At 73.8% G+C, this 20,382-nt stretch carries 18 protein-coding genes; 6 read left to right on the plus strand and 12 right to left on the minus strand.

What is annotated here, in order from left to right; genetic code table 11:
* Window positions 1-66: 66 nt before the first annotated feature.
* Window positions 67-2,259, plus strand: a complete 2,193-nt coding sequence (locus ACIBBA_RS06205; protein WP_396694261.1) for an APC family permease — start codon at window positions 67-69, stop codon at window positions 2,257-2,259.
* Window positions 2,260-2,280: 21 nt separating this feature from the next.
* On the opposite strand, the gene ACIBBA_RS06210 is transcribed toward ACIBBA_RS06205, so the two are convergent.
* Together ACIBBA_RS06210 and ACIBBA_RS06215 are read right to left on the minus strand one after the other, a co-directional pair.
* On the minus strand, window positions 2,281-2,997 hold the full coding sequence (locus ACIBBA_RS06210) for a GNAT family N-acetyltransferase (protein ID WP_396694263.1): 717 nt from the start codon (window positions 2,995-2,997) through the stop codon (window positions 2,281-2,283).
* 49 nt (window positions 2,998-3,046) lie between these two features.
* Window positions 3,047-3,871 carry an SDR family NAD(P)-dependent oxidoreductase gene (locus tag ACIBBA_RS06215; protein ID WP_396694336.1) on the minus strand — a complete coding sequence of 275 codons (825 nt, stop codon included), beginning with the start codon at window positions 3,869-3,871 and terminating at the stop codon, window positions 3,047-3,049.
* 139 nt (window positions 3,872-4,010) lie between these two features.
* On the opposite strand from ACIBBA_RS06215, the gene ACIBBA_RS06220 reads away from it, so the two are divergent.
* Window positions 4,011-4,967 (plus strand): HpcH/HpaI aldolase/citrate lyase family protein, encoded by a 957-nt coding sequence (locus ACIBBA_RS06220; protein WP_396694265.1) that lies wholly within the window; start codon window positions 4,011-4,013, stop codon window positions 4,965-4,967.
* A gap of 25 nt (window positions 4,968-4,992) precedes the next feature.
* Here the strand turns inward: ACIBBA_RS06220 and ACIBBA_RS06225 are convergent, their stop codons facing one another.
* Window positions 4,993-5,496 (minus strand): DUF4190 domain-containing protein, encoded by a 504-nt coding sequence (locus tag ACIBBA_RS06225; protein WP_396694267.1) that lies wholly within the window; start codon window positions 5,494-5,496, stop codon window positions 4,993-4,995.
* Between the two features lie 185 nt (window positions 5,497-5,681).
* Between ACIBBA_RS06225 and ACIBBA_RS06230 the strand changes: the two genes are divergently transcribed.
* Entirely contained in the window at window positions 5,682-6,518 is an 837-nt protein-coding gene (locus ACIBBA_RS06230) for an SDR family NAD(P)-dependent oxidoreductase (RefSeq protein ID WP_396694338.1), read from the plus strand.
* 11 nt (window positions 6,519-6,529) lie between these two features.
* Here ACIBBA_RS06230 and ACIBBA_RS06235 read toward each other — a convergent pair whose 3' ends face one another.
* The gene (locus tag ACIBBA_RS06235) at window positions 6,530-7,096 is read right to left on the minus strand and encodes a DUF4190 domain-containing protein (protein ID WP_396694269.1); all 567 of its coding nucleotides are present in this window, start codon (window positions 7,094-7,096) and stop codon (window positions 6,530-6,532) included.
* A 179-nt stretch (window positions 7,097-7,275) separates the two neighbouring features.
* Between ACIBBA_RS06235 and ACIBBA_RS06240 the strand changes: the two genes are divergently transcribed.
* Window positions 7,276-8,472 carry an acyl-CoA dehydrogenase family protein gene (locus ACIBBA_RS06240; RefSeq protein WP_396694271.1) on the plus strand — a complete coding sequence of 399 codons (1,197 nt, stop codon included), beginning with the start codon at window positions 7,276-7,278 and terminating at the stop codon, window positions 8,470-8,472.
* Window positions 8,473-8,529: 57 nt separating this feature from the next.
* Here ACIBBA_RS06240 and ACIBBA_RS06245 read toward each other — a convergent pair whose 3' ends face one another.
* Together ACIBBA_RS06245 and ACIBBA_RS06250 are read right to left on the minus strand one after the other, a co-directional pair.
* On the minus strand, window positions 8,530-8,937 hold the full coding sequence (locus ACIBBA_RS06245; RefSeq protein WP_396694273.1) for a CoA-binding protein: 408 nt from the start codon (window positions 8,935-8,937) through the stop codon (window positions 8,530-8,532).
* Window positions 8,938-9,035: 98 nt separating this feature from the next.
* Window positions 9,036-11,156: an intein-containing Rv2578c family radical SAM protein gene (locus tag ACIBBA_RS06250; protein ID WP_396694275.1), complete on the minus strand. Its 2,121-nt coding sequence runs from the start codon at window positions 11,154-11,156 to the stop codon at window positions 9,036-9,038.
* Between the two features lie 104 nt (window positions 11,157-11,260).
* Here ACIBBA_RS06250 and ACIBBA_RS06255 point away from each other — a divergent pair, with 104 nt between their 5' ends.
* Window positions 11,261-11,641 (plus strand): thiol-disulfide oxidoreductase DCC family protein, encoded by a 381-nt coding sequence (locus ACIBBA_RS06255; protein ID WP_396694277.1) that lies wholly within the window; start codon window positions 11,261-11,263, stop codon window positions 11,639-11,641.
* A 13-nt stretch (window positions 11,642-11,654) separates the two neighbouring features.
* Here the strand turns inward: ACIBBA_RS06255 and ACIBBA_RS06260 are convergent, their stop codons facing one another.
* From ACIBBA_RS06260 to ACIBBA_RS06285, 6 genes are all read right to left on the minus strand, one after another.
* On the minus strand, window positions 11,655-12,350 hold the full coding sequence (locus tag ACIBBA_RS06260; protein WP_396694279.1) for a cellulose binding domain-containing protein: 696 nt from the start codon (window positions 12,348-12,350) through the stop codon (window positions 11,655-11,657).
* 105 nt (window positions 12,351-12,455) lie between these two features.
* Window positions 12,456-12,836 carry a DUF742 domain-containing protein gene (locus ACIBBA_RS06265; RefSeq protein WP_357048090.1) on the minus strand — a complete coding sequence of 127 codons (381 nt, stop codon included), beginning with the start codon at window positions 12,834-12,836 and terminating at the stop codon, window positions 12,456-12,458.
* Window positions 12,814-13,260, minus strand: a complete 447-nt coding sequence (locus tag ACIBBA_RS06270; protein WP_350867592.1) for a roadblock/LC7 domain-containing protein — start codon at window positions 13,258-13,260, stop codon at window positions 12,814-12,816. The genes ACIBBA_RS06265 and ACIBBA_RS06270 overlap by 23 nt, the downstream gene beginning before the upstream one ends.
* A complete protein-coding gene (locus ACIBBA_RS06275; RefSeq protein WP_396694282.1) occupies window positions 13,257-15,299 on the minus strand; it encodes a nitrate- and nitrite sensing domain-containing protein in 2,043 nt (680 codons plus the stop codon). The genes ACIBBA_RS06270 and ACIBBA_RS06275 overlap by 4 nt, the downstream gene beginning before the upstream one ends.
* Complete coding sequence (locus ACIBBA_RS06280) at window positions 15,296-17,863, minus strand: LuxR C-terminal-related transcriptional regulator (RefSeq protein ID WP_396694284.1); 2,568 nt, start codon at window positions 17,861-17,863, stop codon at window positions 15,296-15,298. Before ACIBBA_RS06280 ends, ACIBBA_RS06275 begins: the two co-directional genes overlap by 4 nt.
* A 5-nt stretch (window positions 17,864-17,868) precedes the next feature.
* Complete coding sequence (locus ACIBBA_RS06285; RefSeq protein ID WP_396694286.1) at window positions 17,869-19,146, minus strand: Hsp70 family protein; 1,278 nt, start codon at window positions 19,144-19,146, stop codon at window positions 17,869-17,871.
* Window positions 19,147-19,452: 306 nt separating this feature from the next.
* Between ACIBBA_RS06285 and ACIBBA_RS06290 the strand changes: the two genes are divergently transcribed.
* Window positions 19,453-20,346, plus strand: coding sequence for an IniB N-terminal domain-containing protein (locus ACIBBA_RS06290; protein WP_396694288.1), 894 nt, complete (start codon window positions 19,453-19,455; stop codon window positions 20,344-20,346).
* Window positions 20,347-20,382 lie beyond the last annotated feature (36 nt).

Consider the following 20,382-nt stretch of genomic DNA (forward strand, 5'->3'; position numbering starts at 1 on the left):
ATTCCGCCGCCGACGGGGCCGCTTTCGGTGACAGTGCGGAGGGAGCCGGGCGACGAAAGAGCGGTGATGGGGCGGCGGAACAGCGGGGGTGACGAGGAGCGGACGCCGGGGATGGCGGTGACCCCGTCGGCCGAGTTCCCGCCACTGAGCGAGGACGAGCTGGGCGCGCTGCGCCGGATCGGCGAGCAGTGGCGGGACGTCCGGGCCGCCGCCGACCTGCCGATCGACCCCGCGCTCCGCCGGCACCCCACCGAGCCCGCCGCCGGCCGGTTCGGCCGACTCGCCCCGATCGAGATGTTCCAGGTCGGCGATCCCGGCGAGCTGGTCGCGACCGAGCCGGCCAACGTACCCGGCACCCGCGCCGGCCGGGAGCTGACCCGGATCCGGCGGGCGATCTTCGGGCCGCCGCTGAGCAGCGCCGCGGTGCTCTACGAGCGGATGCGCAAGCTGGTCGCCCTGCCGGTGCTCTCGTCCGACCTGCTCAGCTCGGTGGCGTACGGGCCGGAGGCGATGCTGGCCGTGCTGGTGCTGGCCGGCGCCGGCGCGTTGGGGCTGTCCCTGCCGCTGACCGCCGTGCTGGCCCTGCTCATGGTCGCCGTCGGCCTCTCCTACCGGCAGACCGTGGTCGCCTACCCGCACGGCGCCGGCTCCTACGTGGTGGCCACCGACAACCTCGGTGCCCGGCCGGGGCTCGCCGCCGCGGCCGGCCTGATGGTGGACTACGTGCTCACCGTCGCGGTCTCGGTGGCGGCGGGGGTGCACGCGGTGACGTCGGCGCTGCCCGGGATGAGTCGGTTCACCGTGCCGCTCGGGGTGCTGATCATCACCGTGCTGCTCGCCGGGAACCTGCGCGGCGTACGGGCCGCCGGCAACCTCTTCGTCTGGCCCACGTACGCCTTCGTCGTCGCGTTGCTGCTGCTGCTCGTGGTCGGCTACGTCCGGGCGGCCGAACGGGGATTCGCCCCCGTCGCACCCCCGCCGGTGCCGGCGGCCGAAGGGCTGGGCGTGCTGCTGGTGCTGCGGGCCTTCGCCTCCGGCGCGGTGTCGATGACCGGTATCGAGGCGGTGTCGAACGCGGTGCCGGCGTTCAAGCCGCCGGAGTGGCGCAACGCCCGCACCACCCTCAGCTGGATGATCGCCATGCTGGTGCTCTTCTTCGTCGGGCTGACCGTGCTGATCCACCTCAGCGGGCTGGTACCCACCACGCAGGCGACGCTGCTGTCCCAGCTGGCCCGGGTCACCTTCCCGACCGGTCCCTGGTTCGGCCTGGTGCAGGCCGCCACCGCCCTGATCCTGCTGCTGGCCGCCAACACCGCGTTCGCAGGCTTTCCGCGGCTGCTGTTCTTCATGGCCCGGGCCGGCCACGCGCCGCGACGGTTCCTGCACATGGGCGACCGGCTGGCGTTCAGCGACGGTCTGATCGCGCTCGCGGTCGCGGCGGGGCTGGTCTTCGTCGCGTTCCGCGGCCACACCGAGGCGCTGATCCCGCTCTACGCGGTCGGGGTGTTCCTCGCCTTCACCCTCTCCCAGACGGGCATGGTGGTGCACTGGCGTCGACGGCGTGACGGGGGTTGGCGCCGTCGGGCGGTGGTGAACGCCGTCGGGGCGACCCTCTCCGGACTGGTGCTGGTGACCGCCGCGCTGACCAAGTTCACCGAGGGCGCCTGGGTGGTGGTGATCGCCGTGCCGCTGCTCGTGCTGCTGTCGCTGGCCATCCACCGGCACTACCGGACGCTGGACCGGTCGCTGGCGCTGGCGCCGTCACCGAACGGCAAGCGGGCGCTGACCCCCGCGCCGCTGCCCGGTGCGGTCGAACCGGGCGCGCCGGCCGAGGCGCAGGAACTTCCGCAACAGGTACGGCACCTGGTGGTGGTGCCGGTCGCCCGGCTGAACCGGGCCTCGCTGCGGGCCCTGGCGTACGCGGCCTCGCTCGGTCAGCCGACCCTGGCCGTGCACATCGCCCCGGAGGACGCCGAGTCCGACCGGTTCCGTGAGCAGTGGCGGGCCTGGGGCGACCACGTGCGGCTGGAGACGATCGTCTCGCCGTACCGGGCGGTGATCGGGCCGCTCGCGCACTACCTGGAGGCGCTGCACGTCTCCCGGCCCGACGTGCTGCTCACCGTGATCGTGCCCGAGGTGGTGCTGCGCAGCCGCTGGCACCGCCCGCTGCACAACCGGGTCGAGCAGCGGCTGCGCCGGGCCCTGCGTCCGCTGCCCGGCGTGGTGGTGACCAACCTGCCGGTGCACCTGAGCGAATGACCGCTGTGCCCGTGGGAGCGCTCAGACGTCCTGGACCGTCAGCACCCGGGTGACCGGCGCGGCGTCGCCGAGCGTGGCCCGCAACGCGAGGCGTTCCGGGTCGCCCATGAAGCTCTGCTGCCCGGCCCGGCCGGCGAACCGGATCACGTGCACCTCGGTCCGCCCGTCGTCGGTGCGCAGCCGCCGCTCCAGCCGCCCACCGTGCCGGTCCAACAGGGCGAGCACCGCGTCCTCGTACCGTTGCCCGGTCTCGGCGTCGGGCAGCTCGACCAGCGCGACCAGCCGCACGGTGTCGGCCGGGTCGGTGACCAGCGACTTCCAGAAGTGGTGGTCGACGTGGCCGCCGGGGATGCCGTCCCGGATCCCGGTGTCGGTGTAGCCGTGCCGCCGGTAGAAGGCCGGCGCCTGGAACGAGAACGACGACACCGAGATCTCGGTGCAGCCCCGACGCCGGGCCTCCTCCTCGGCCGCCCGCAGCAGCCGGCCGCCCCACCCTTCGTGCCGGCGCTCCGCCCGGACCCAGACCGTGTTGATCCCGGCCCGACCGCCCCAGGTCCAGCCGGTCAGGCCGGCGACCAGCTCCCCGTCGGCGTCGGTGACCCGCACCGAGAGCCCGGCCTCGTCGTCCGCGCCGGTGGCGGCGTTGTTGAAGGCGGTCAGCTCCCGGTCCATCCGGGCGGCCAGTTCGGCGTCCTCGCCGGACACCCGCAGCGTCGGTGTGTCGTTCCCCGTCGTCATGGCGCGGAGTATGCCAGCGGACGGAGCGCCGAGGACAGCGTGGAACTCGTCAGGCGTCGACGCCGACGGCCTTGGCGCTGGCCGTCCAGAGCCGGGCGGCGAGCTGCGGGTCGGCCGCCTTGCGCAGCGGCCGGCGCAGTCGGCGGTCGTAGTAGTAACCGCCGTTCACCAGCCGGGCCGGGTCCGAGTTGGCGAGCCAGATCAACGTCTGCGCGCCCTTCTCCGGGCTGCGCAACGGCAGCACCCGCATCCCGAAGGCGACCAACCGGCTGTCGTTGGCGAACCGGGTGCGCACGACGCCCGGGTGGAACGAGTGCGCGGGGATCTCCGGCCAGCGCCGGGCCGCCTCGGCGGCGAAGAGGATGTTCGCCTGTTTGCTGGTGCCGTACGCGGTCATCGGCCGGTAGCGGCGCAGCGTGGCGTTCAGGTCGTCCGGGTCGAGCACCCCGCTGCGGTGCGCGCCGGAGGCGGTGACCAGGGTCCGACCGATCCGGTCCTTCAGCAGGTTGCTGAGCAGGAACGGAGCCAGGTGGTTGGCCTGGATGGAGAGCTCGAAACCGTCGACGGTGGTGATCGGCTGCAACACGATCGCGCCCGCGTTGTTGATCAGCACGTCGATGTGGTCGTAAGCGGCCCGCAGTCGCTCCGCCAGCCGGCGCACGTCGTCCAGCACCGCGAAGTCGGCCCGGAACAGCTCCGGCCGCTCACCCGCCGCCTCGCGGACCCGATCCCCGGCGGCCTGCAACCGGGCCGGGTCCCGACCGACCAGTACCACCTGGTCACCCCGGCACGCCAGGTCCACGGCGGTGGCGAGCCCGATGCCCGAGCTGGCCCCGGTCACCACCACCAGCCGACGCCCAGTGAGATCTTCCACAGGTCCATTCACCCCGGTCATGGCGCGAGGTTACCGTGTGGTCACAAACACCTTTGGGATCGTTAAGGCCGTCGGTGTCCCCGCCGGCCCGTCGTCAGGTGCGCCGGCGTGCCCGCCGGACGCTGGAAGGAGCGCATCCATGGCCGCTGTCGGTCGCCCCCGCCGGTCCTGCCTCGCGGTACCCGGTTCCAGCGTCAAGATGCTCGGCAAGGCCCAGGGCCTCCCCGCCGACCAGGTCTTCCTCGACCTGGAGGACGCGGTCGCGCCGCTGGCCAAGCCGGACGCCCGCAAGAACATCGTGGCCGCCCTCAACGAGGGTGACTGGGCCGGCAAGACCCGGGTGGTCCGGGTCAACGACCTGACCACGCCGTGGACCTACCGGGACGTCATCGACGTGGTCGAGGGGGCCGGCGCCAACCTCGACTGCGTCATGCTGCCCAAGGTGCAGAGCGCCGCCCAGGTGCAGTGGCTCGACCTGACCCTCACCCAGTTGGAGCGGACCCTCGGCCTGGAGGTCGGCCGGATCGGCATCGAGGCGCAGATCGAGAACGCCGCCGGACTGGTCAACGTGGACGAGATCGCCGCCGCCTCGCCGCGGGTGGAGACCATCATCTTCGGCCCGGCCGACTTCATGGCCTCGATCAACATGAAGTCGCTGGTGGTCGGCGCGCTGATCCCCGACTACCCCGGCGATCCCTACCACTACATCCTGATGCGGATCCTGATGGCCGCCCGGATGCACGACAAGCAGGCCATCGACGGCCCGTTCCTGCAGATCCGGGACACCGACGCGTTCCGCGAGGTGGCGAAGCGCTCCGCCGCGCTCGGCTTCGACGGCAAGTGGGTGCTGCACCCCGGTCAGATCGACGCGGCGAACGAGGTCTACTCGCCGGCCCAGGCCGACTACGACCACGCCGAGCTGATCCTCGACGCGTACGAGCACTACACGTCGGAGGCGGGCGGCCGGCTCGGCGCAGTGATGCTCGGCGACGAGATGATCGACGAGGCGTCCCGGAAGATGGCCCTGGTGATCGCGGCCAAGGGCCGGGCCGCCGGAATGAGCCGGACCTCGTCCTTCACCCCGCCGGCGGAGTGAGCCCCGCCGGCGGGGTGAAAACGGGTCAGTAGCTGGTGTTGTCGCTCTGGGTGATGGCGAAGATGATCGCCGCCGCGTAGAAGAGAATCACCAGCACCAGCAGGGCGGTGAGGATCCAGCCCACGATGATGGCCGCCTTCGCCATCCCCTCGCCGCCCTCGCCGGTGACCCGGATCTGCTTCTGCGCCATGTGCCCGAGGATCGCGCCGATCGGCGCGGTGATGCACGAGGTCAACCCGATCAGGGAGAGCACCAGGGCCGCGATGGCCAGCCCGTTGGTCTTCTGCGGCGGGGCGTAGCCGTAGCCCGGATGACCGGGCGCCGGATAACCCGGCAGGGCGTACGCAGTGGTGGGCGCGGGCTGCTGCCCGGCGCCGTACGGGTCGACCGGAGCGTACGGATCGACCGGGCCGGGCTGGGTGGGCACCGGCTGGCCGCCGATCGGCAGGGTCGGGTCGGCCGGCGGGCCAGACGGCTGGCCCGACCACGCCGGATCGTGCCAGCCGCCGGGCGGTGGGGGATAGGTCATGTGCTCTCTCCGTCGCGTGGGGTGCGCCGTCAGGGTAGCCAGCACCACGCAAACCCGATGCCCCTGCTTCCGGGTGCCGCGTTGCCCGCGCCGGCCCGAACGGGCAGGATCCAGGCATGGCAATCGACGCGCGCGCCGCGGACCGTTCCGGCAGCCGACCGAGACGGGATGCCAGCCGCCCGGGCCTGGGCCGGCGTAGCCGCGCGAACGCGCCGGCGGGCCAGCACGGCCAGGACGAGCCGGCCGCGCTCCCCGAGCCGGTGACCATGCGGCTCGACGGCCGGGTCGCGCTCGTCACCGGGGCGGGCAGCGCGGACGGGATCGGCTACGCGACCGCGCGGCGGCTCGCCGACCTGGGTGCCCGGGTGGCCATCGTCTCGACCACTCGGCGGATCCACGAGCGGGCGGGCGAGCTGGGGGTCACCGGCTTCGTCGCCGACCTGACCGACGAGTCCGAGGTGGGCGCGCTGGCCGACGCGGTCGCCGACCAGCTCGGCGACGTCGAGGTGCTGGTCAATAACGCCGGCCTGGCCAGCCGGGCCAGCCCGGAGGTGCTCCGCCCGGTCGCCCAGCTCAGCTACGACGAGTGGCGCGGCGAGATCGACCGCAACCTGACCACGGCGTTCCTGTGCAGCCGGGCGTTCATCAGCGGGATGGCCGAGCGCGGCTGGGGGCGGATCGTCAACCTGTCCGCCACCGCCGGCCCGGTCAACGCGCTGCCCACCGAGGCCGCGTACGCCGCGGCGAAGGCGGGCGTGATCGGCCTGACCAGGGCGTTGGCCATGGAGATGATCGCCGACGGGGTGACCGTGAACGCGGTCGCGCCGGGCACCATCTACACCGCGGCGTCCACCATGGCCGAGATCAAGCAGGGCCTGGGCACACCGGTCGGCAGGCCGGGCACGCCCGACGAGGTGGCCGCGGCGATCGCCTTCCTCTGTTCGCCGGCCGCGTCCTACATCACCGGGCAGATGCTGGTGGTCGACGGGGGTAACAGCGTCCGCGAGGCCCAGTTCCGCTGACGCGGAGCGGGTCAGTAGCCGCCGCTGTCGCCGCTGTAGCCGGTGAAGGCCAGCAGGGCGATCCAGCCGCAACAGGCCAGCAACCCCAGCCCGGTGAAGACGTAGCCCAGGATCAGCCCCCAGGTGGCGAGCTGTTCGCCCTCCTCGCCGCTGGTGCGCAACTGCCGTTTGGCCAGGTGGCCGAGGACGGCGCCGGCGGGCGGGAAGACGAACGCGAAGACCAGCGACAGGATGGCGAGCACGTTGGTGCCGCGCCCGGGTCCGCCCGGCGGCGGACCGTACTGGCCGTAGGGCACCTGCGGGGCGTACGACGGCTGCTGCCCCCACTGCGGGCCGGGCGGGTAGCCGCTGGCCTGGCCGAACGGCGGCTGGTCCGGGGCGGGCGACTGGTCGGCGGGCGGGCCGTACGGCGAGCCCTCCGGCGGCGGCCCGTACGGCGACCCCTCCGGCGGCCGCCCGAACGGCGACCCGTCGGACGGCGGCGCGTAGGGCGAGCGCTCCGGCGGCGGCTCGTACGGCGACGGAGGCTGCTCGGGGCGGGACGGCTCGGACGGTTCGGACGGCGGCGGATTGGTCACGGTCTCCTCCTCCTGCCGGCGCCGCCGGTCGGGGCCCTCTTGCCGGACGCTACCCGCAGCGGTGAACCTTTTCACAGCGGTTGTGGGGACTGGTCACCTTGGCCTCGCCGCCGCGGCGACCGATACTGACCCAGCGTTCAGTTACCCAGGAGTAATGCGCCGATCCCCCGGAGGCTGAGATGGCTCGACTCGCCCAGACACCCGGCCTGACCGATGTGCAGCGGTCGATCCTGGAGACCGTCCGGGAGTTCGCCGACAAAGAGATAATCCCGCACGCCCAGCGGCTGGAGCACGCCGACGAGTACCCGACCGACATCCTCGACGGGATGCGCGAGATGGGCCTCTTCGGCCTCACCATCGACGAGGAGTACGGCGGGCTTGGCGAGTCCCTGCTGACCTACGCACTGGTGGTCGAGCAGCTCTCCCGGGGCTGGATGTCGATCTCCGGCATCGTCAACACCCACTTCATCGTGGCGTACCTGATCTCCCAGCACGGCTCGGCCGAGCAGAAGAGGCGGCTGCTGCCGAAGATGGCCACCGGCGAGGTGCGCGGCGCGTTCTCCATGTCCGAGCCTGAGTGCGGCTCCGACGTCTCGGCGATCAAGTCGAAGGCGGTCCGCGACGGCGACAGCTACGTGCTCAACGGCCAGAAGATGTGGCTGACCAACGGCGCGTACTCCTCGGTGGTCGCCACCCTGGTCAAGACCGAGACCGGCGCCGACTCGGTCTACGGCAACATGAGCACCTTCCTGCTCGAGAAGGAGCCCGGCTTCGGCGAGACCGCCCCCGGCCTCACCATCCCCGGCAAGATCGACAAGATGGGCTACAAGGGCGTCGAGACCACCGAGATGGTGCTCGACGGGGTGACCGTCCCCGACTCCGCCGTCCTCGGCGGCGCGGAGCAGGTCGGCCGCGGCTTCTACCAGATGATGGACGGCATCGAGGTCGGCCGGGTCAACGTCGCCGCCCGGGCCTGCGGCATCTCGCTGCGCGCCTTCGAACTCGCCGTCGCGTACGCCCAGCAGCGCCGCACCTTCGGCCAGCCCCTCGCCAAGCACCAGGCCATCGCATTCAAGCTCGCCGAGATGGGTACGAAGATCGAGGCGGCGCACGCCCTGATGGTCAACGCCGCTCGGCTCAAGGACGCCGGCCAGCGCAACGACGTCGAGGCCGGAATGGCCAAGCTGCTCGCCTCCGAGTACTGCGCCGAGGTGGTGCAGGAGGCGTTCCGCATCCACGGCGGCTACGGCTACTCCAAGGAGTACGAGATCGAGCGGCTGATGCGGGAGGCGCCGTTCCTGCTGATCGGCGAGGGCACCTCGGAGATCCAGAAGACCATCATCTCCCGCGGCCTGCTCAAGGAGTACAAGCTCTGACCGCGGCCTGAACGACCGCCGGGCGTGGGCCTACCGGGCCCGGCGCTCTCGCCGTCGTCAGCCCAGGCGGGTCAGGCCGGCCGCGGCCCGTTCCACGATCAGGCAGCGGTCCTCGACGTAGTCGATGCCCGCCTCCTCGGCGATCCGCCGCGCCTCGGGCGAGACGATGCCGAGCTGCAACCACACCGCCGGGGCGCCGATAGCCACCGCCTGGCGGACCACCTCGACCGCGTCCGCGGCCGGGCGGAAGACGTCCACCAGGTCGACCGGGTGCGGGATGTCGGCCAGCGACCGGTAGACCGGCTCACCGAAGAGCTCGTCGGCGGTCGGGTTGACCGGGATGATCCGCCAGCCGTACCGCTGCATCTGCGACGGCACGGTGTGCGCGGCCTTGAGCGGGTCGCGGGACGCGCCGACGACGGCGATCACGGCGGAATCGGCGAGGATCTGCTGAGCGGTACGCACCTGGCGACTGTAACTCCGCCGCGGCGCTCCCGACCGCGCGGGCGGGCGACGGAGACGCTGTCGGGGCTGGGCGGCGTGAGTGCGCCGACCCGGTTCGGTCAGAGCAGGGACAGCTGCTCGGCGGCCGGGGGCGGCGGCGATTTCGTCAGGCGGCGGTGCCCCCCGCGCTCGCCGGGCCCACCACCCTGGCCGGACTCACCGGGCTCCGCCTGCTCGGCGGGTTCGCTGCGGTAAAGGCCGTGCCGGCGGGCCGCCATCCGCACCCGTGCGGTCAGCTCGCGCTGGTAGGCCTGCGGGGCGTAGGCGCCGGCGCGGTAGAGCTCGCGATAGCGCGGGACCAGGTGCGGAAACTCCCGGGCCAGCCAGTGCGCGTACCACTCGCGAGCGCCGGGGCGCAGGTGCAGGGCGATCGGGGTCACGCTGGTCGCGCCGGCCGCCGCGATCGCCGCCACGGTGGCGTCGATCGACTCGCCGCTGTCGCTCAGCCCGGGCAGGATCGGCGCCATCAGCACGCCGACGGGGAGCCCCGCGTCGCTCAGCGCCCGGACGGCGTCCAACCGCCGGCGCGGGCTCGGGGTGCCCGGCTCGACGGCGCGCCAGAGCCGCTCGTCGACGAAGCCCACCGAGTAGGAGACGCCGACCCGGGTGACCTCGGCGGCCTGGCGCAGCAGCGGCAGGTCGCGCAGGATCAGCGTGCCCTTGGTGAGGATCGAGAACGGGTTGGCGAAGTCGCGCAGCGCCGCGATGATCTGCGGCATGAGCTGGTAGCGCCCCTCGGCTCGCTGGTAGCAGTCGACGTTGGTGCCCATCGCGACGTGCGCGCCCCGCCAGCGCGGCGCGGCCAGCTCGCGGCGGACCAGCTCGCCCGCGTTGACCTTGACGATCACCTTGCTGTCGAAGTCCGCCCCGGCATCGAGGTCGAGATAAGTGTGAGTATTTCTCGCGAAGCAGTTGTGGCTGACCACGCCGTTGGCGATGAAATCGCCGGTGCCGGTGGTGATGTCCCAGAGCGGCAAGTCCAAACCCAGCGGCTCGATCGCGGTCACTCGCAGGTCTGCCTGACACTTCAGCGCCATCCCGTCGATGGACCGCTTCCGAGTGATAGCCGGGTCGGTCAGGTGGAAGAAGCGAAGGCGCTCGGCGATGCCGCCGGTCAGCCGGACGTTTCGCACGCGATTCGTCAGAGCGAGGTCCTCGAGAACGGCACTGAAGCCGAAGTGGGCCAGCGATTGCCGTATGTGATCGAGAATCTCGTCATCGCTGTTGCTGATCCGGAATACGCCCCGGCTGCAGCTACCTTCCGCGTCGAAGATGCCGGCTAGGAACCCGCGACGCCAGTCTTCGCTGGGATCCGCAGGCCACCGGACCAGCTCGGTGATCGCTTCGATGTGGCGCTGGCGGGACGTCCGGATAGCCGACATTGCGCGCCGGCGGGCGCTCGCCGCGGCAAAGGAGAAGCGCGAGGTCTCGATGCCGGCGATTGCCAGGTACCGTTCGGCCCGGCCTAGCGCCTCCTCATCCACCAAGGCAAGGCGGAACCGGTGAACCGAGCCGGTGGCGTAGTGGTAGCTGCCCAGGTTGGCGTCGCCCCGAATCATGCCGCAGAGATAGCCCTGGCGATAGTCGGACGACTCCTTCGGCCCGTCAGTGAAGCGACCGGTGCCGATCAGCCGGTTGTTGATGGTCAGGTAGGGACGTCGTGCCGGGCCCTGCATCGCCCCGGTGACGTACTTCCAGCCGCGCTCGGAGAGGAAGCGGTGGTCACCGCTCGCCACCAGCGTGGTCCCGTCCGCCAGCGTGACGCGGTAGGCCGGCTTAACCGTGGACCATTTGGCCAGCACCGTGGTGGCGACGTAGCGGCGATAGGCCCCGCGGCGTTCCGTGCCGTAGATCCGGTCACCGATTTCCAGGTCGCGCAGCTGCCTCGTCCGCCCGTCGGCCATCAGGATCGGGGTGTCACCTGAGAGGCAATACACACACGCATGGCTGCAGCCACGGTAGGGGTTGATCGTCCACTCGAACGGGACGCGGGAGGTGCCCGGCACCCGGTTGATGATCGACTTGGCCCGCACCTCGTAGAAGGTCATCCCGGCGAAGGCGGGGGTGTCGAAGGTGCGGACGGTTGCGCCGGGCAGCGCCAGCGGCAGGGGTGGCGTCGCTGGCGCTGCCCGCTCGGGAACTCCCTCGACCGGGGGAGCGGTGAGGTTGTCCCAGCGCATGGCCACTATTCGAACACACGTACGAGCGTGGCGCAAGCGGGCGCGCCGGGTGTTCCTCCCCACCTCGTCGATGCCGCGCCGGCCCTCGGGTGGAGGATGGAGGCATGGAGAGGTCGACGTTCGTCTACGACGGGGACTGCGCGTTCTGTACCCGCTGCGCCGAGTTCATCGAGCGGCGCATCCCCACCTCCGCCCGGGTGGTGCCCTGGCAGTTCGCCGACCTGGCCGCCCTGGGGCTGACCGAGGCCGAGTGCGAGCAGGCCGTGCAGTGGGTGGGCGTCGACGGCGTACGCGCCGCCGGGCCGGAAGCCATCGCCCGGCTGCTGGGCGACAGCGGGCCGTTCTGGCGGGTGGCCGGGGCCGGCCTGCGGTTCCCGCCGGTACGCGCCGCCGCCTGGCCCGCGTACCGCTGGGTGGCCCGCAACCGGCACCGGTTGCCCGGCGGCACCGCGGCCTGTGCGGTGCCGGCCGCGCGGCGGGACTGACCCCCGCCGCGACTCAGTCCGGCAGGCCGGCGCAGGCCGCGCCGTCGATGGTGCACGCGGTGGGCGCGGCGCTGATCGGAGCGCCGGCCACCCGGAACGTCACCCGGGTCGAGCCGCGCCCCGGCACCTGACCGGCGGCGCCGTCCGGCACGAAGATCCACTTCGCGCCGTCGCGGCTGGCTCGGGCGCCGCTCACCGCGGTGACGTCGAGCGACTCGCGGGGCAGCGTGACCACCAGCGTCCACTTCGGTGCCGCGGCCGGGCCCGGGTTCTGGATGGTCACCGTGGCGCCGTAGCTGAGCAACGCGCTCTCCCCGATGGCGAAGTCGGCCCGCAGCGGTACGGCAGCCGGGGCGGACGTGGTTGCCGGGCCGGCGGTGGTGGGCGGCGCAGCGGAGGTCGGGGTCGCGGTGGCGGACGGCCGGGTGGGCGACGGGCGGGCGGACGCCGGCGGCAGGGCCTCCGCGCCGGGCGTGCCCGGCTCGGGGACGTTCGGCACGTAGGGATTCGGTGGCGGGTCGAGGGCCACCGGGGCCAGCCGTTCCGGGGTCCGCAGCACCAGGACTACGGGGACCGCCGTGGCCACCAGCACCGCCAGCGAGGCGAGGATGGCGATCTGGGCGAACCGGGACCCCTCACCCCGCCCGGTGACCGCGTACCGGATGGCGTTCGCGACGTCCATGATCCGGTCGAGCAGGATGATCGCCACGGTCCGTCGTGGTTGCGGCGGTGATGCCGGCACTACCTCGTTCCCCTTTCAGATTTTCCACCGGTGGCCGCCGAGGCGGCACCGGTATCGCGGTCGGCCAGCTGCTCACAGCGCGCGTAGACCGGCGAGCAACTCCCTGAGCAGGTCCTCGGACGGCAGTTCGGAGAGGGTCGGCGGCTCGTGCGTCTCGATGAGACCGGCGGCGAGCAGGTCGCCGAGGAGCACCCGGACGGTGCCCACCGGAAGGTCCAGATCCGCGCCGATCTCGGCCACCGAGAGCGGTCGCCGGCACATCTCGACGATCGCCGCCTGTTCCGGAAAGAGCTGCGCGGTCGGCGGCGCCGGGCCCCGGGACACGACCAGCGTGATCAGGTCGAACCGACCCTTGTCGGGCGCGCTACGCCCACCCGTCATGGTGTACGGGCGGACCACCGGCCCAGCGTCGTCGTCGTACCACGCCTCCTCACCGCCCCCGGTCGGCTGCACCGATCTCCCCGCCCGTCACTGTCGAAGCCGGTTCGAGGTACACCGGCAGGTGCCGCTCGGCCTGGCCCACGAAGAGCGCCACCTCGTACGCCATGTCGCCGACCTCCGCGTCTCCACCGATCCGGACGGTCAGGATCGCGCCGTTGCGGGTGGTGGCGACGAAGAGGAACGCCCGTGCCATCTGTACCACGACCTGGCGCAGCGCGCCGCCGACGCAGACCCGGGTGGCCGCCGTGCCGAGCGCCTCCATGCCGGCGACCAGGCTGGAGAGCTGGTTCGCCAGCCGGTCGTCGACCTCGCGGCTGGCCCCGAGCAGCAGCCCGTCCGGCGAGAGCACCACCGCGAACTCGGCCCCGTGCACCCGATCGACCAGATCGTTCAGGGCGTCGGTCAGGCTGTCGGCAGTGACCACTGATTGCGTCATGAGCGTCCTCTCGCTGCTCTGGAGACCGGTATCTCGACCGTGTCGGAGCCGGCCGTTCCCGGCCCGGGCCGCACCGGCCCGGGGTGTCGGCTCCGCACCGGCAGGTCGCCGGCTCCGGATCCGGCTGGTGACCGCGTCGGCGGTACGGGCTGGGGGCCGGCCGGCCCGGTCGCCGCCCCGTCGGGCCCGGCCGGCGTGACCAGGGTGGCCGGGAGCAGGACGACCGCTGCCGTTCCGCCGCGGGGACCGGGGTGCAGCGAGACCCTGGCACCGCAGCGGGCGGCGAGCAGGGCAGCAGCGTACAGCCCGTTGCGGCCGGCGGGTGGCCCCGTCGGGGGCGGTTCGGCCAGCAGGTGGTTCGCTGCGGCGAGGGCGGCCGGGTCGAGGCCGGGCCCGTCGTCGGTGACCACCAGGGCGCGGCCTTCCGGGCGGTCCTCGCCGGCCAGCCGCACGGTGGTGCTGGCCGGCGAGAACGTCAGCGCGTTCTCGACCAGCTCGGCGAGCAGGTGGGTGACGTCGGTGACCGCGGGGCCGGCGAGGGACCCCGGCCAGTGCGGGGCGACCAGCACCCGCTGGTAGTCGGCGACCTCGGCGACCGCGCCCCGCGCCACGTCCAGCAGGGGCACCGGCCGGCGCCAGCGCCGGGCCGGCCGCGCGCCGGCGAGGCTGACGAGTTTCTCGACGTTGCGCCGGAGCCGGGTGGCGAGGTGGTCGAGCCGGAACAGGTCGGCGGTCTCTTCCGCGCTGTGCTCGCGCCGCTCCATCGCGTCGAGCAGGGTGAGCTGCTCGCGCAGGAGCGCCTGGTTGCGCTGGGTGAGGCGGAGGAACAGCTCCCGGGTGGCCGTCGCCGAGGTGCGCTCGTCCCGTCCGGGTCCGGCCTCCGTCGTGGCCTGCGGCGCTGCCATCACCGCGGCCGGCGACACCGGGCGGGTGCCGCGCTCCGGTCCGGCGTCCTCCCACTGGTGGGGGTGGAGCGCGGGGGTCGGCGGGGTCGCCGCGGGGCGGCCGGGCTCGCCGGTCAGCCGGCGGACGGTGCGGGCGCCGGCGACGAGCGCGGCGAGCACCGCGATGAGTCCGAGCCCCAGCACCGCGCCGGTGCGGGCGACCACCAGGGCGGCGCCGGGCGTGGCCCGCTCGACGCTGCCCAGGGCCGCGGACCGGACCAGGTCGTGCAGTCCGGCCAGGGCGGGGTCGGCGGCGGCCTGCCACTCCTCCGCGGTCAGCGGGGGAGGGCCGTCGTCGGCGCGCAGCAGACGGTCCTCCTGCGAGAGCAGTACCGCGAACCGGGGGCCCTCCAGCAGGGCCCGGTAGCCGTTCCGGTCCGCCGTCGGCAGTCCGGTCACCGCCTCGGCGCCGGCGTACCGCTGGCTGCTGACCAGTTCGGTGAGCCGCCGCCGGTCGTCGGCGCTGATCCGGCCGCTGGTCAGGACGGCGGTGAGCAGGGTGTCCTCGCGGGCGAGCAGTTCCCGCGAGCGGGCGAGCGCGACGACCGCACGGGTCTCCGCGGCCAGCGCGCTCTCCCGCGCGCCCCACTCGGGGCCGTAGATCGCGAAAGCGCTGTCGATAAGCCGGTCGTACCCGGCGACCGACTCGGCCCGGCCGGCGTCCACCTCGCCCCGCAGACCAGCCAGCCCGTCGAGCTGACGGAGCAGTTCGTCGGCCCGGTCGCGTACCGCACCGGCGGTGAGCAGCCGGAGGTCGCCGCCGGCGGCGGTGTCGCGCAGCGTGGCCACGGCCCGGTCGGTGTCCTCGCGTACCCGGGCCAGCGCGGTTCGCGCCCGGGGGGCGCCGGCGACGGTGCCGGCGGTAAGTCGCCGCTCGGTCTGCAGGCCCAGGATCAGCCGGTCGGTGGGCTGGCCGAGCGTCTCCGCCAGGGCCCGGATCCGAAGCAGGTCGGCCGCGTCCCGCCCGGTCAGGTACGCGGCGTACGACCAGAGCGCGATCAGCACGACCGCCACGGCGAGGAACTGCCGCCGGATCCCGTTCGGGTTCATCGTGGTCCCACCTCCGCTCACCGGGCCGCTCCCGTCCGCGCTCATCGGGCCGACCGTTCGGGCCAGGGCTGCCCGGCGGCGACGCCGGACCGGTCGGCCACGATGGTGCGCAGCAGGGCCAGCAGCTCGGCCCGGTTGGCGCAGTTGAGTCGGGAGCGCATGCGCGCCACGTGGTGTTCGACGGTCTTCGCCGAGATGAAGAGCCGGTCGCCGATCTCCCGGTAGGTGAGCCCGGCCAGCACCAGCTCGGCCACCTCCCGTTCCCGGTCGCTGAGGCGTTGCCCGGCCGGGGTGGTGAGGGCGTCCGCGACCTGCCCATCGGTGCCGGTGGGTCGCTGCTCGCCCTTGGTCCCGGCCGATCGGCCCTGCAACGTCCGGGCGCAGTCCAGCAGGGTGGTCATCGCCCGCCGGTCGGAGGTCCGGATCGCGGCCTGTCCGGCGAGGCGGGCGCCGTCCCAGCAGAGCCCCGCGTCGTGCAGTCCGCGGGCGGCGGCCTCCACCCGGGCCGCGTCGACCACGCCGCGTAGCACGTCGACCCAGCTGGTGGCGGCCGCGGCGACCACGGTCGCGTAGCGGCTGTGCGGTGCGGCGGCGGTCAGCGCGGCCACGTGGTCGTCGGCGACGGCGGGCTCCTCGGTGAGGATGGCGGCGTGCAGGCCGCTCCAGTGCAGTGGCGCGCTCCACAGTGGTGGGTCGCCGAGTCGGGCCAGCAGTGATCGGGCTTCGCGCAGGTACGGCGCCAGCCGGTCCAGGTCGCCGAGTCGCGCGCCGGCGATGGCCAGTTCGCCGAGTGGCAGCAGGGTGAAGAGGTCCACCGGGTGCCGGACCACCGCCTCCAGCGCGTGCCCCCAGCCGCGCTGGAGCGCGCCGAGGTCACTGTTGCGCCGGGCGATGGCCAGCTCCAGTGCGGTGGCGAAGAGCAGGTCGCGCGATTCGAGCGGTCGGCCGGCGGCGGTGACCGTGCCGAGGCGTTCGGTCGCGACGGCCGTCTGACCCCGGACCATCAGGATCCACGCTTGCAGCAGCCGGTGCCGGCGGGCCATCAGCGGGCCGCCGATGCCGCTGGCCAGCGCCCGGTCGAGCACCCGGTCGGCGATGTCGAGCTCGCCGCAGTGCACCGCGGTCAGCGCGGCGAGCGCGGCCGGGCTGTCCGGCAGCAGCACCGCCCGACCGTCCGGCTCCAGCAGGGCCGTCGCCTGCACCAGGGTGGAGAGGGCCGCGGTGGGTACGCCGTCGATGCTGTCCCGGACCCCGGCGGCCATCAGCCGGGCGGCGCTGGCGTGCAGGGTGGGCGGCCCGTCCCGGTCCTCGCCGGTGGCGGCCGTCGATCCGGCCGGATCGCCGCTGGCCAGCGCGCCGACGGTGGCGAACGCGGCGGCCGGGGCGGCGCCCGACCACCGGTAGAGCTCCACGCTCCGGCTGACCTGGCCACGGTGCGCGAGCGCCGTCGCGGCGACGACCGCGGCCTCGGCCCGGTCGGTCGGCGCGGCCGAGGCGAGCAGCCGGTCGGCGAGCCGGAGCGCGGCGTCGAGGTCACCGGCGAGCGCGGCGGCGACGGCCTGCCGCGCGCCGACCGGGCGTCCGGCGGCCGCGGCGGCGGCGAAGAGTTCCGCCGCGAGGGCCGGCTCGGTGGTGAGCGCCTCCTCGGCGGCTGCCTCCAGCGTTCCGCCGGGGCAATCGCCGGCCACCCCGGCCGCGAGCAGGGCGCGGACCAGCGGCAGCACCGGGCCGCCCCGGGCCAGCTGCACCTCGCTGAGCCGGCGCCAGACCGCGGTGCGTTCGGTGGCCGGGCTGAGGGCGGTCACCGCCCGCCGGACCAGCGGCGCGAGCCGGCCGTCCGCGCCGAGCAGGCCCGCCGCCCGGGTCGCCGCGACGATGCCGTCCACCTCGGCCGGCTCGCGGCCGAGCAGCGTGCCGAGCAGCTCCACCGGCAGTGGTACGCCGGCGGCGACGGCCAGCAGCAGCCGCCGGACGTCGGTGGCGAGGTCGTCCAGGTCCGGCCCGAACTCGAGGACGGCCTGCCGTGGTGGTTCGGCCGGTACGCCGGGGCCGAGTTCCCGCCCGCGCAGCCCGCGGACCAGGCGCTCGACGTCGCGGGGCACGCCGGCGGTCTGGCCGTGCACGAAGTCGACGAGTTCGGCGCGCCGGCCCAGTTCGGGCGCGGTGGCGAGGTAGGCGGCGGTCTGGTCGCGGGCGAACGGGGTGAGCAGGACGACCTGCCCGTCCCGCCGCAGCGTGTCGGCCAGCTCGACCAGCGCGCCCGGCCGCGGCCACGGCCGGTAGCCGACGGCCAGCCGGTGCCGCCGCCCGGCCGCGAGGCGGCGCAGGGCGCGGAGCCGACCGTCGTCGAGCAGGTGGGCGTCGTCGACCACCAGCACGCTGTCGGGGTCGATCTCCTCGGGCAGCTCCGGGACGTCCTCCCGGACGGTGACCCCGGCCCGGCGGTAGACCCGGGCCAGTTCCTGGAGGTACGCGCTGCGGCCGTGCCCTCCCGGGCCGGTCACGGCCAGCGCCAGTGGCGCCGCCGGATCCGTGGCCACCGCGTCGAGCAGGGCCTTCGGTGCGCGGTCCAGCACCAGTCCGCTTCCGGCGGCAGTGCTCATGATCATGGTGGTCATCCTTCGCGTCCCCGGGTCCGGGCCAGCGCCAGCCGGGACGGGCTCGGCAGATCCAGCGGGGCGATCCGGACCGGGGGACGGGGTGGGGGTTCACTGTGGACAGCCGAGCGGCCGTGGTCGGGGCGGCGCGGTGAGGGGATGGCTGGTGCGGCGTCCCGACGGGCCTCGGCGGTGGGGCGGGGCGGTCGGTCCGGTTCGGCCGGCCGCGGGCGGGGCGACACCACCTGGCAGGCGGCCAGCGCCGCGCCGGTGGCAGCGGTCAGTTGTGGGTCGGGTTCCACCTCGACCGGCACCGGAAATGCGGCGGCGAGCAGTTCGCCGACCAGCGGAATACGGGTGGAGCCGCCGGTCAGCAGGACGGCGTCGAGTTCGGCGGGCCGCAGCCCGGCCGAGTTCACGGTCCGGAGCAGCAGGTCCACGGTGGCCTGTACGGCCGGGCGGATCATCTCCTCGAACTGCACCCGACTCACCGGCACCCGGGCCGGCCCGGCGGGCAGGTTCAGCAGCACGTCGGTCCCGGTGTCGACGGTCAGCGCGCGTTTGGCCCGGTCGCATTCGGGCCGCAGGGCGCGCAGGGTGGCGTGCGTCTCCCGGCGGCCGGCGGTGGCGAGTTCCCGGGCGAGCACGGTGCGGACGTGCTCGGCCAGCGCCTCGTCGAAGTCGGCGCCACCGATCCAGTCCAGCCCCTGGGGGAAGCCGAAGGTCTCGTACCGGCCGCGCGCGTTGCGGCGGACCAGCGCCGCCTCGAAGCTGTTGCCGCCCAGGGCGTAGACCGCGGCGGCACTGCCGGCGAAGCCCCGTGCCGCATGGCTCTCGGCGACGGTGACGGTACGCGGCAGCAGCGTCACGTGGGACAGTCCCAGCTCCCAGAGCGCGGCGTGCAGCAGATCGCGCCGGTGCCGTCCCCACCCCGCGGGGTGGCTGAGCACGACCGCCTCGGCGGGCGCGCCCTCCCGGTCGTGGACCCGTTCGACCACCCAGGTGGCCAGCACGGCGGTCAGCATCTGCGGCGGGCACGCCTCGCCGGCGAGCAGCAGCGGCACGTCGTCGCCGACCCGGTGCACGAAGCCACGCGCGGTACGGCTGCCGTCGTCGGTGCCCGACTCGCCGACCACGAGAGTCCCGTCCTCGCCCAGGTGCAGCACGGACGGCACGGTCGTCGAGGCGGCGTCCAGCGCCACCACCTCGGGGCGGGCCCAGTTGGCCCCCCGTCGCCGGGCCACGGTGGCCACGGTGGTGGTGCTCCCGATGTCTATCCCCAGGACGTACGGCATCCGCCTATTTCTTCCTTCACCGCGAGTCGGCCGGTCGAGGGCCACGGGTTTCCCACCCCGTGCACGCCCACCCCCGGCGAATCCCCGTGGGCTCCTACGTTCGTACCAGAGATCTCTCCTGCATCGAGACCCTAAATCTGACCGGCCCGGTTCCCCCAGTCCCCCTAACGTACGAGGGGGTCGACGCCCTAACCGAGCGGGGCGGGTTGCGGGATCATCCCCGATGCCCGGTGCCGGTCCGTGCCCATAGCGTCGCTTTCGACGAGCGGCGGTCGACGACGCCCACATCCGAGGAGAAACCGGCACATGGACCAGACCCTGCACGACTTCGTGCTCAACCTGCTCACCGACGCCGACGCCCGGTCGGCCTTCGACCTCGACCCGGAGGGCGCGCTGCAGGCCGCGGGGCTCACCGACATCACCGCCGCCGACGTGCAGGACGTGGTTCCGCTGGTGGTCGACTACGCCCCGGTGAACGGACTCGCGCCGGTGGCTCCGGTGGTCGGCCAGCTCGGTGCCGACCCGCTGGTGACCGACGCGACCGACGTCGTCGGCCAGTTGCAGAGCGTGGCGCAGCAGATCACCGTCAGCAGCAGCTACTCCGGTGTGGACGTCAAGGCCGGTGTGCTCGGCGCCATCGCCGTCGACCCGACGGCGGTCGCCGCGGGCGCGATGGTGCTGCCCGGGATCGGCCTCGGCGTCGGGCCCGGTGGCCTCGCCACCGACCTGACCGGGGTGCACGACGTCGCGAACACCCTCGACGCCGACGTGGTGGGCGCGGTGGACACCGTGGCCGACCCGGTGATCGGGGATGTCACCAGCACGGTCGGCAGCCCGGAGACGGTGCTCGACTCGACCGACCACGGCCTGCTGGGTACGCCGGACGGTCTGCTCGGCGGCACCCTCTCCGGCACCACGGGCCAGGTCGGCGGCTTGGTCGACTCGCTCGGCGTCGACGACACCCTGGGCGGGCTGGGCCTCACCGGCGGCGACAGCGGCGGGGTCGGGCCGGTCGACGTGCCGTCCACGGTGGGCGGCGTGACGCATCAGGTGGATGGCGTCCTCTCCGGCGTCACCGGCACGGTGGGCAGCGTGACCGGTGGCGTCACCGACGGTGTGACCGGCGACGCCGGGGTCCACGGGGACGGTTCCGCGTCTCACGGCGGCGGGCTGCTGGGCATCACCGACGGTCTGCTCTGACCGACGCCCGGTCGGAGCAGGGGAAGGCCGGGTCGC

The organism is Micromonospora sp. NPDC051006 (genome assembly GCF_044456245.1).
In the GTDB taxonomy this organism is placed as follows: Bacteria; Actinomycetota; Actinomycetes; order Mycobacteriales; family Micromonosporaceae; genus Micromonospora.

What these genes read in the sequence shown, in the direction of transcription:
- ACIBBA_RS06225 (WP_396694267.1), bottom strand. Translation starts at nt 5,496, where the DNA reads ATGACCTATCCCCCACCGCCCGGCGGCTGGCACGATCCGGCGTGGTCG.
- ACIBBA_RS06275 (WP_396694282.1), bottom strand. Translation starts at nt 15,299, where the DNA reads ATGAGCGCGGACGGGAGCGGCCCGGTGAGCGGAGGTGGGACCACGATG.
- ACIBBA_RS06220 (WP_396694265.1), top strand. Translation starts at nt 4,011, where the DNA reads ATGGCCGCTGTCGGTCGCCCCCGCCGGTCCTGCCTCGCGGTACCCGGT.
- ACIBBA_RS06240 (WP_396694271.1), top strand. Translation starts at nt 7,276, where the DNA reads ATGGCTCGACTCGCCCAGACACCCGGCCTGACCGATGTGCAGCGGTCG.
- ACIBBA_RS06205 (WP_396694261.1), top strand. Translation starts at nt 67, where the DNA reads ATGGGGCGGCGGAACAGCGGGGGTGACGAGGAGCGGACGCCGGGGATG.
- ACIBBA_RS06285 (WP_396694286.1), bottom strand. Translation starts at nt 19,146, where the DNA reads ATGCCGTACGTCCTGGGGATAGACATCGGGAGCACCACCACCGTGGCC.
- ACIBBA_RS06210 (WP_396694263.1), bottom strand. Translation starts at nt 2,997, where the DNA reads ATGACGACGGGGAACGACACACCGACGCTGCGGGTGTCCGGCGAGGAC.
- ACIBBA_RS06255 (WP_396694277.1), top strand. Translation starts at nt 11,261, where the DNA reads ATGGAGAGGTCGACGTTCGTCTACGACGGGGACTGCGCGTTCTGTACC.
- ACIBBA_RS06290 (WP_396694288.1), top strand. Translation starts at nt 19,453, where the DNA reads ATGGACCAGACCCTGCACGACTTCGTGCTCAACCTGCTCACCGACGCC.
- ACIBBA_RS06270 (WP_350867592.1), bottom strand. Translation starts at nt 13,260, where the DNA reads ATGACGCAATCAGTGGTCACTGCCGACAGCCTGACCGACGCCCTGAAC.
- ACIBBA_RS06250 (WP_396694275.1), bottom strand. Translation starts at nt 11,156, where the DNA reads ATGCGCTGGGACAACCTCACCGCTCCCCCGGTCGAGGGAGTTCCCGAG.
- ACIBBA_RS06280 (WP_396694284.1), bottom strand. Translation starts at nt 17,863, where the DNA reads ATGATCATGAGCACTGCCGCCGGAAGCGGACTGGTGCTGGACCGCGCA.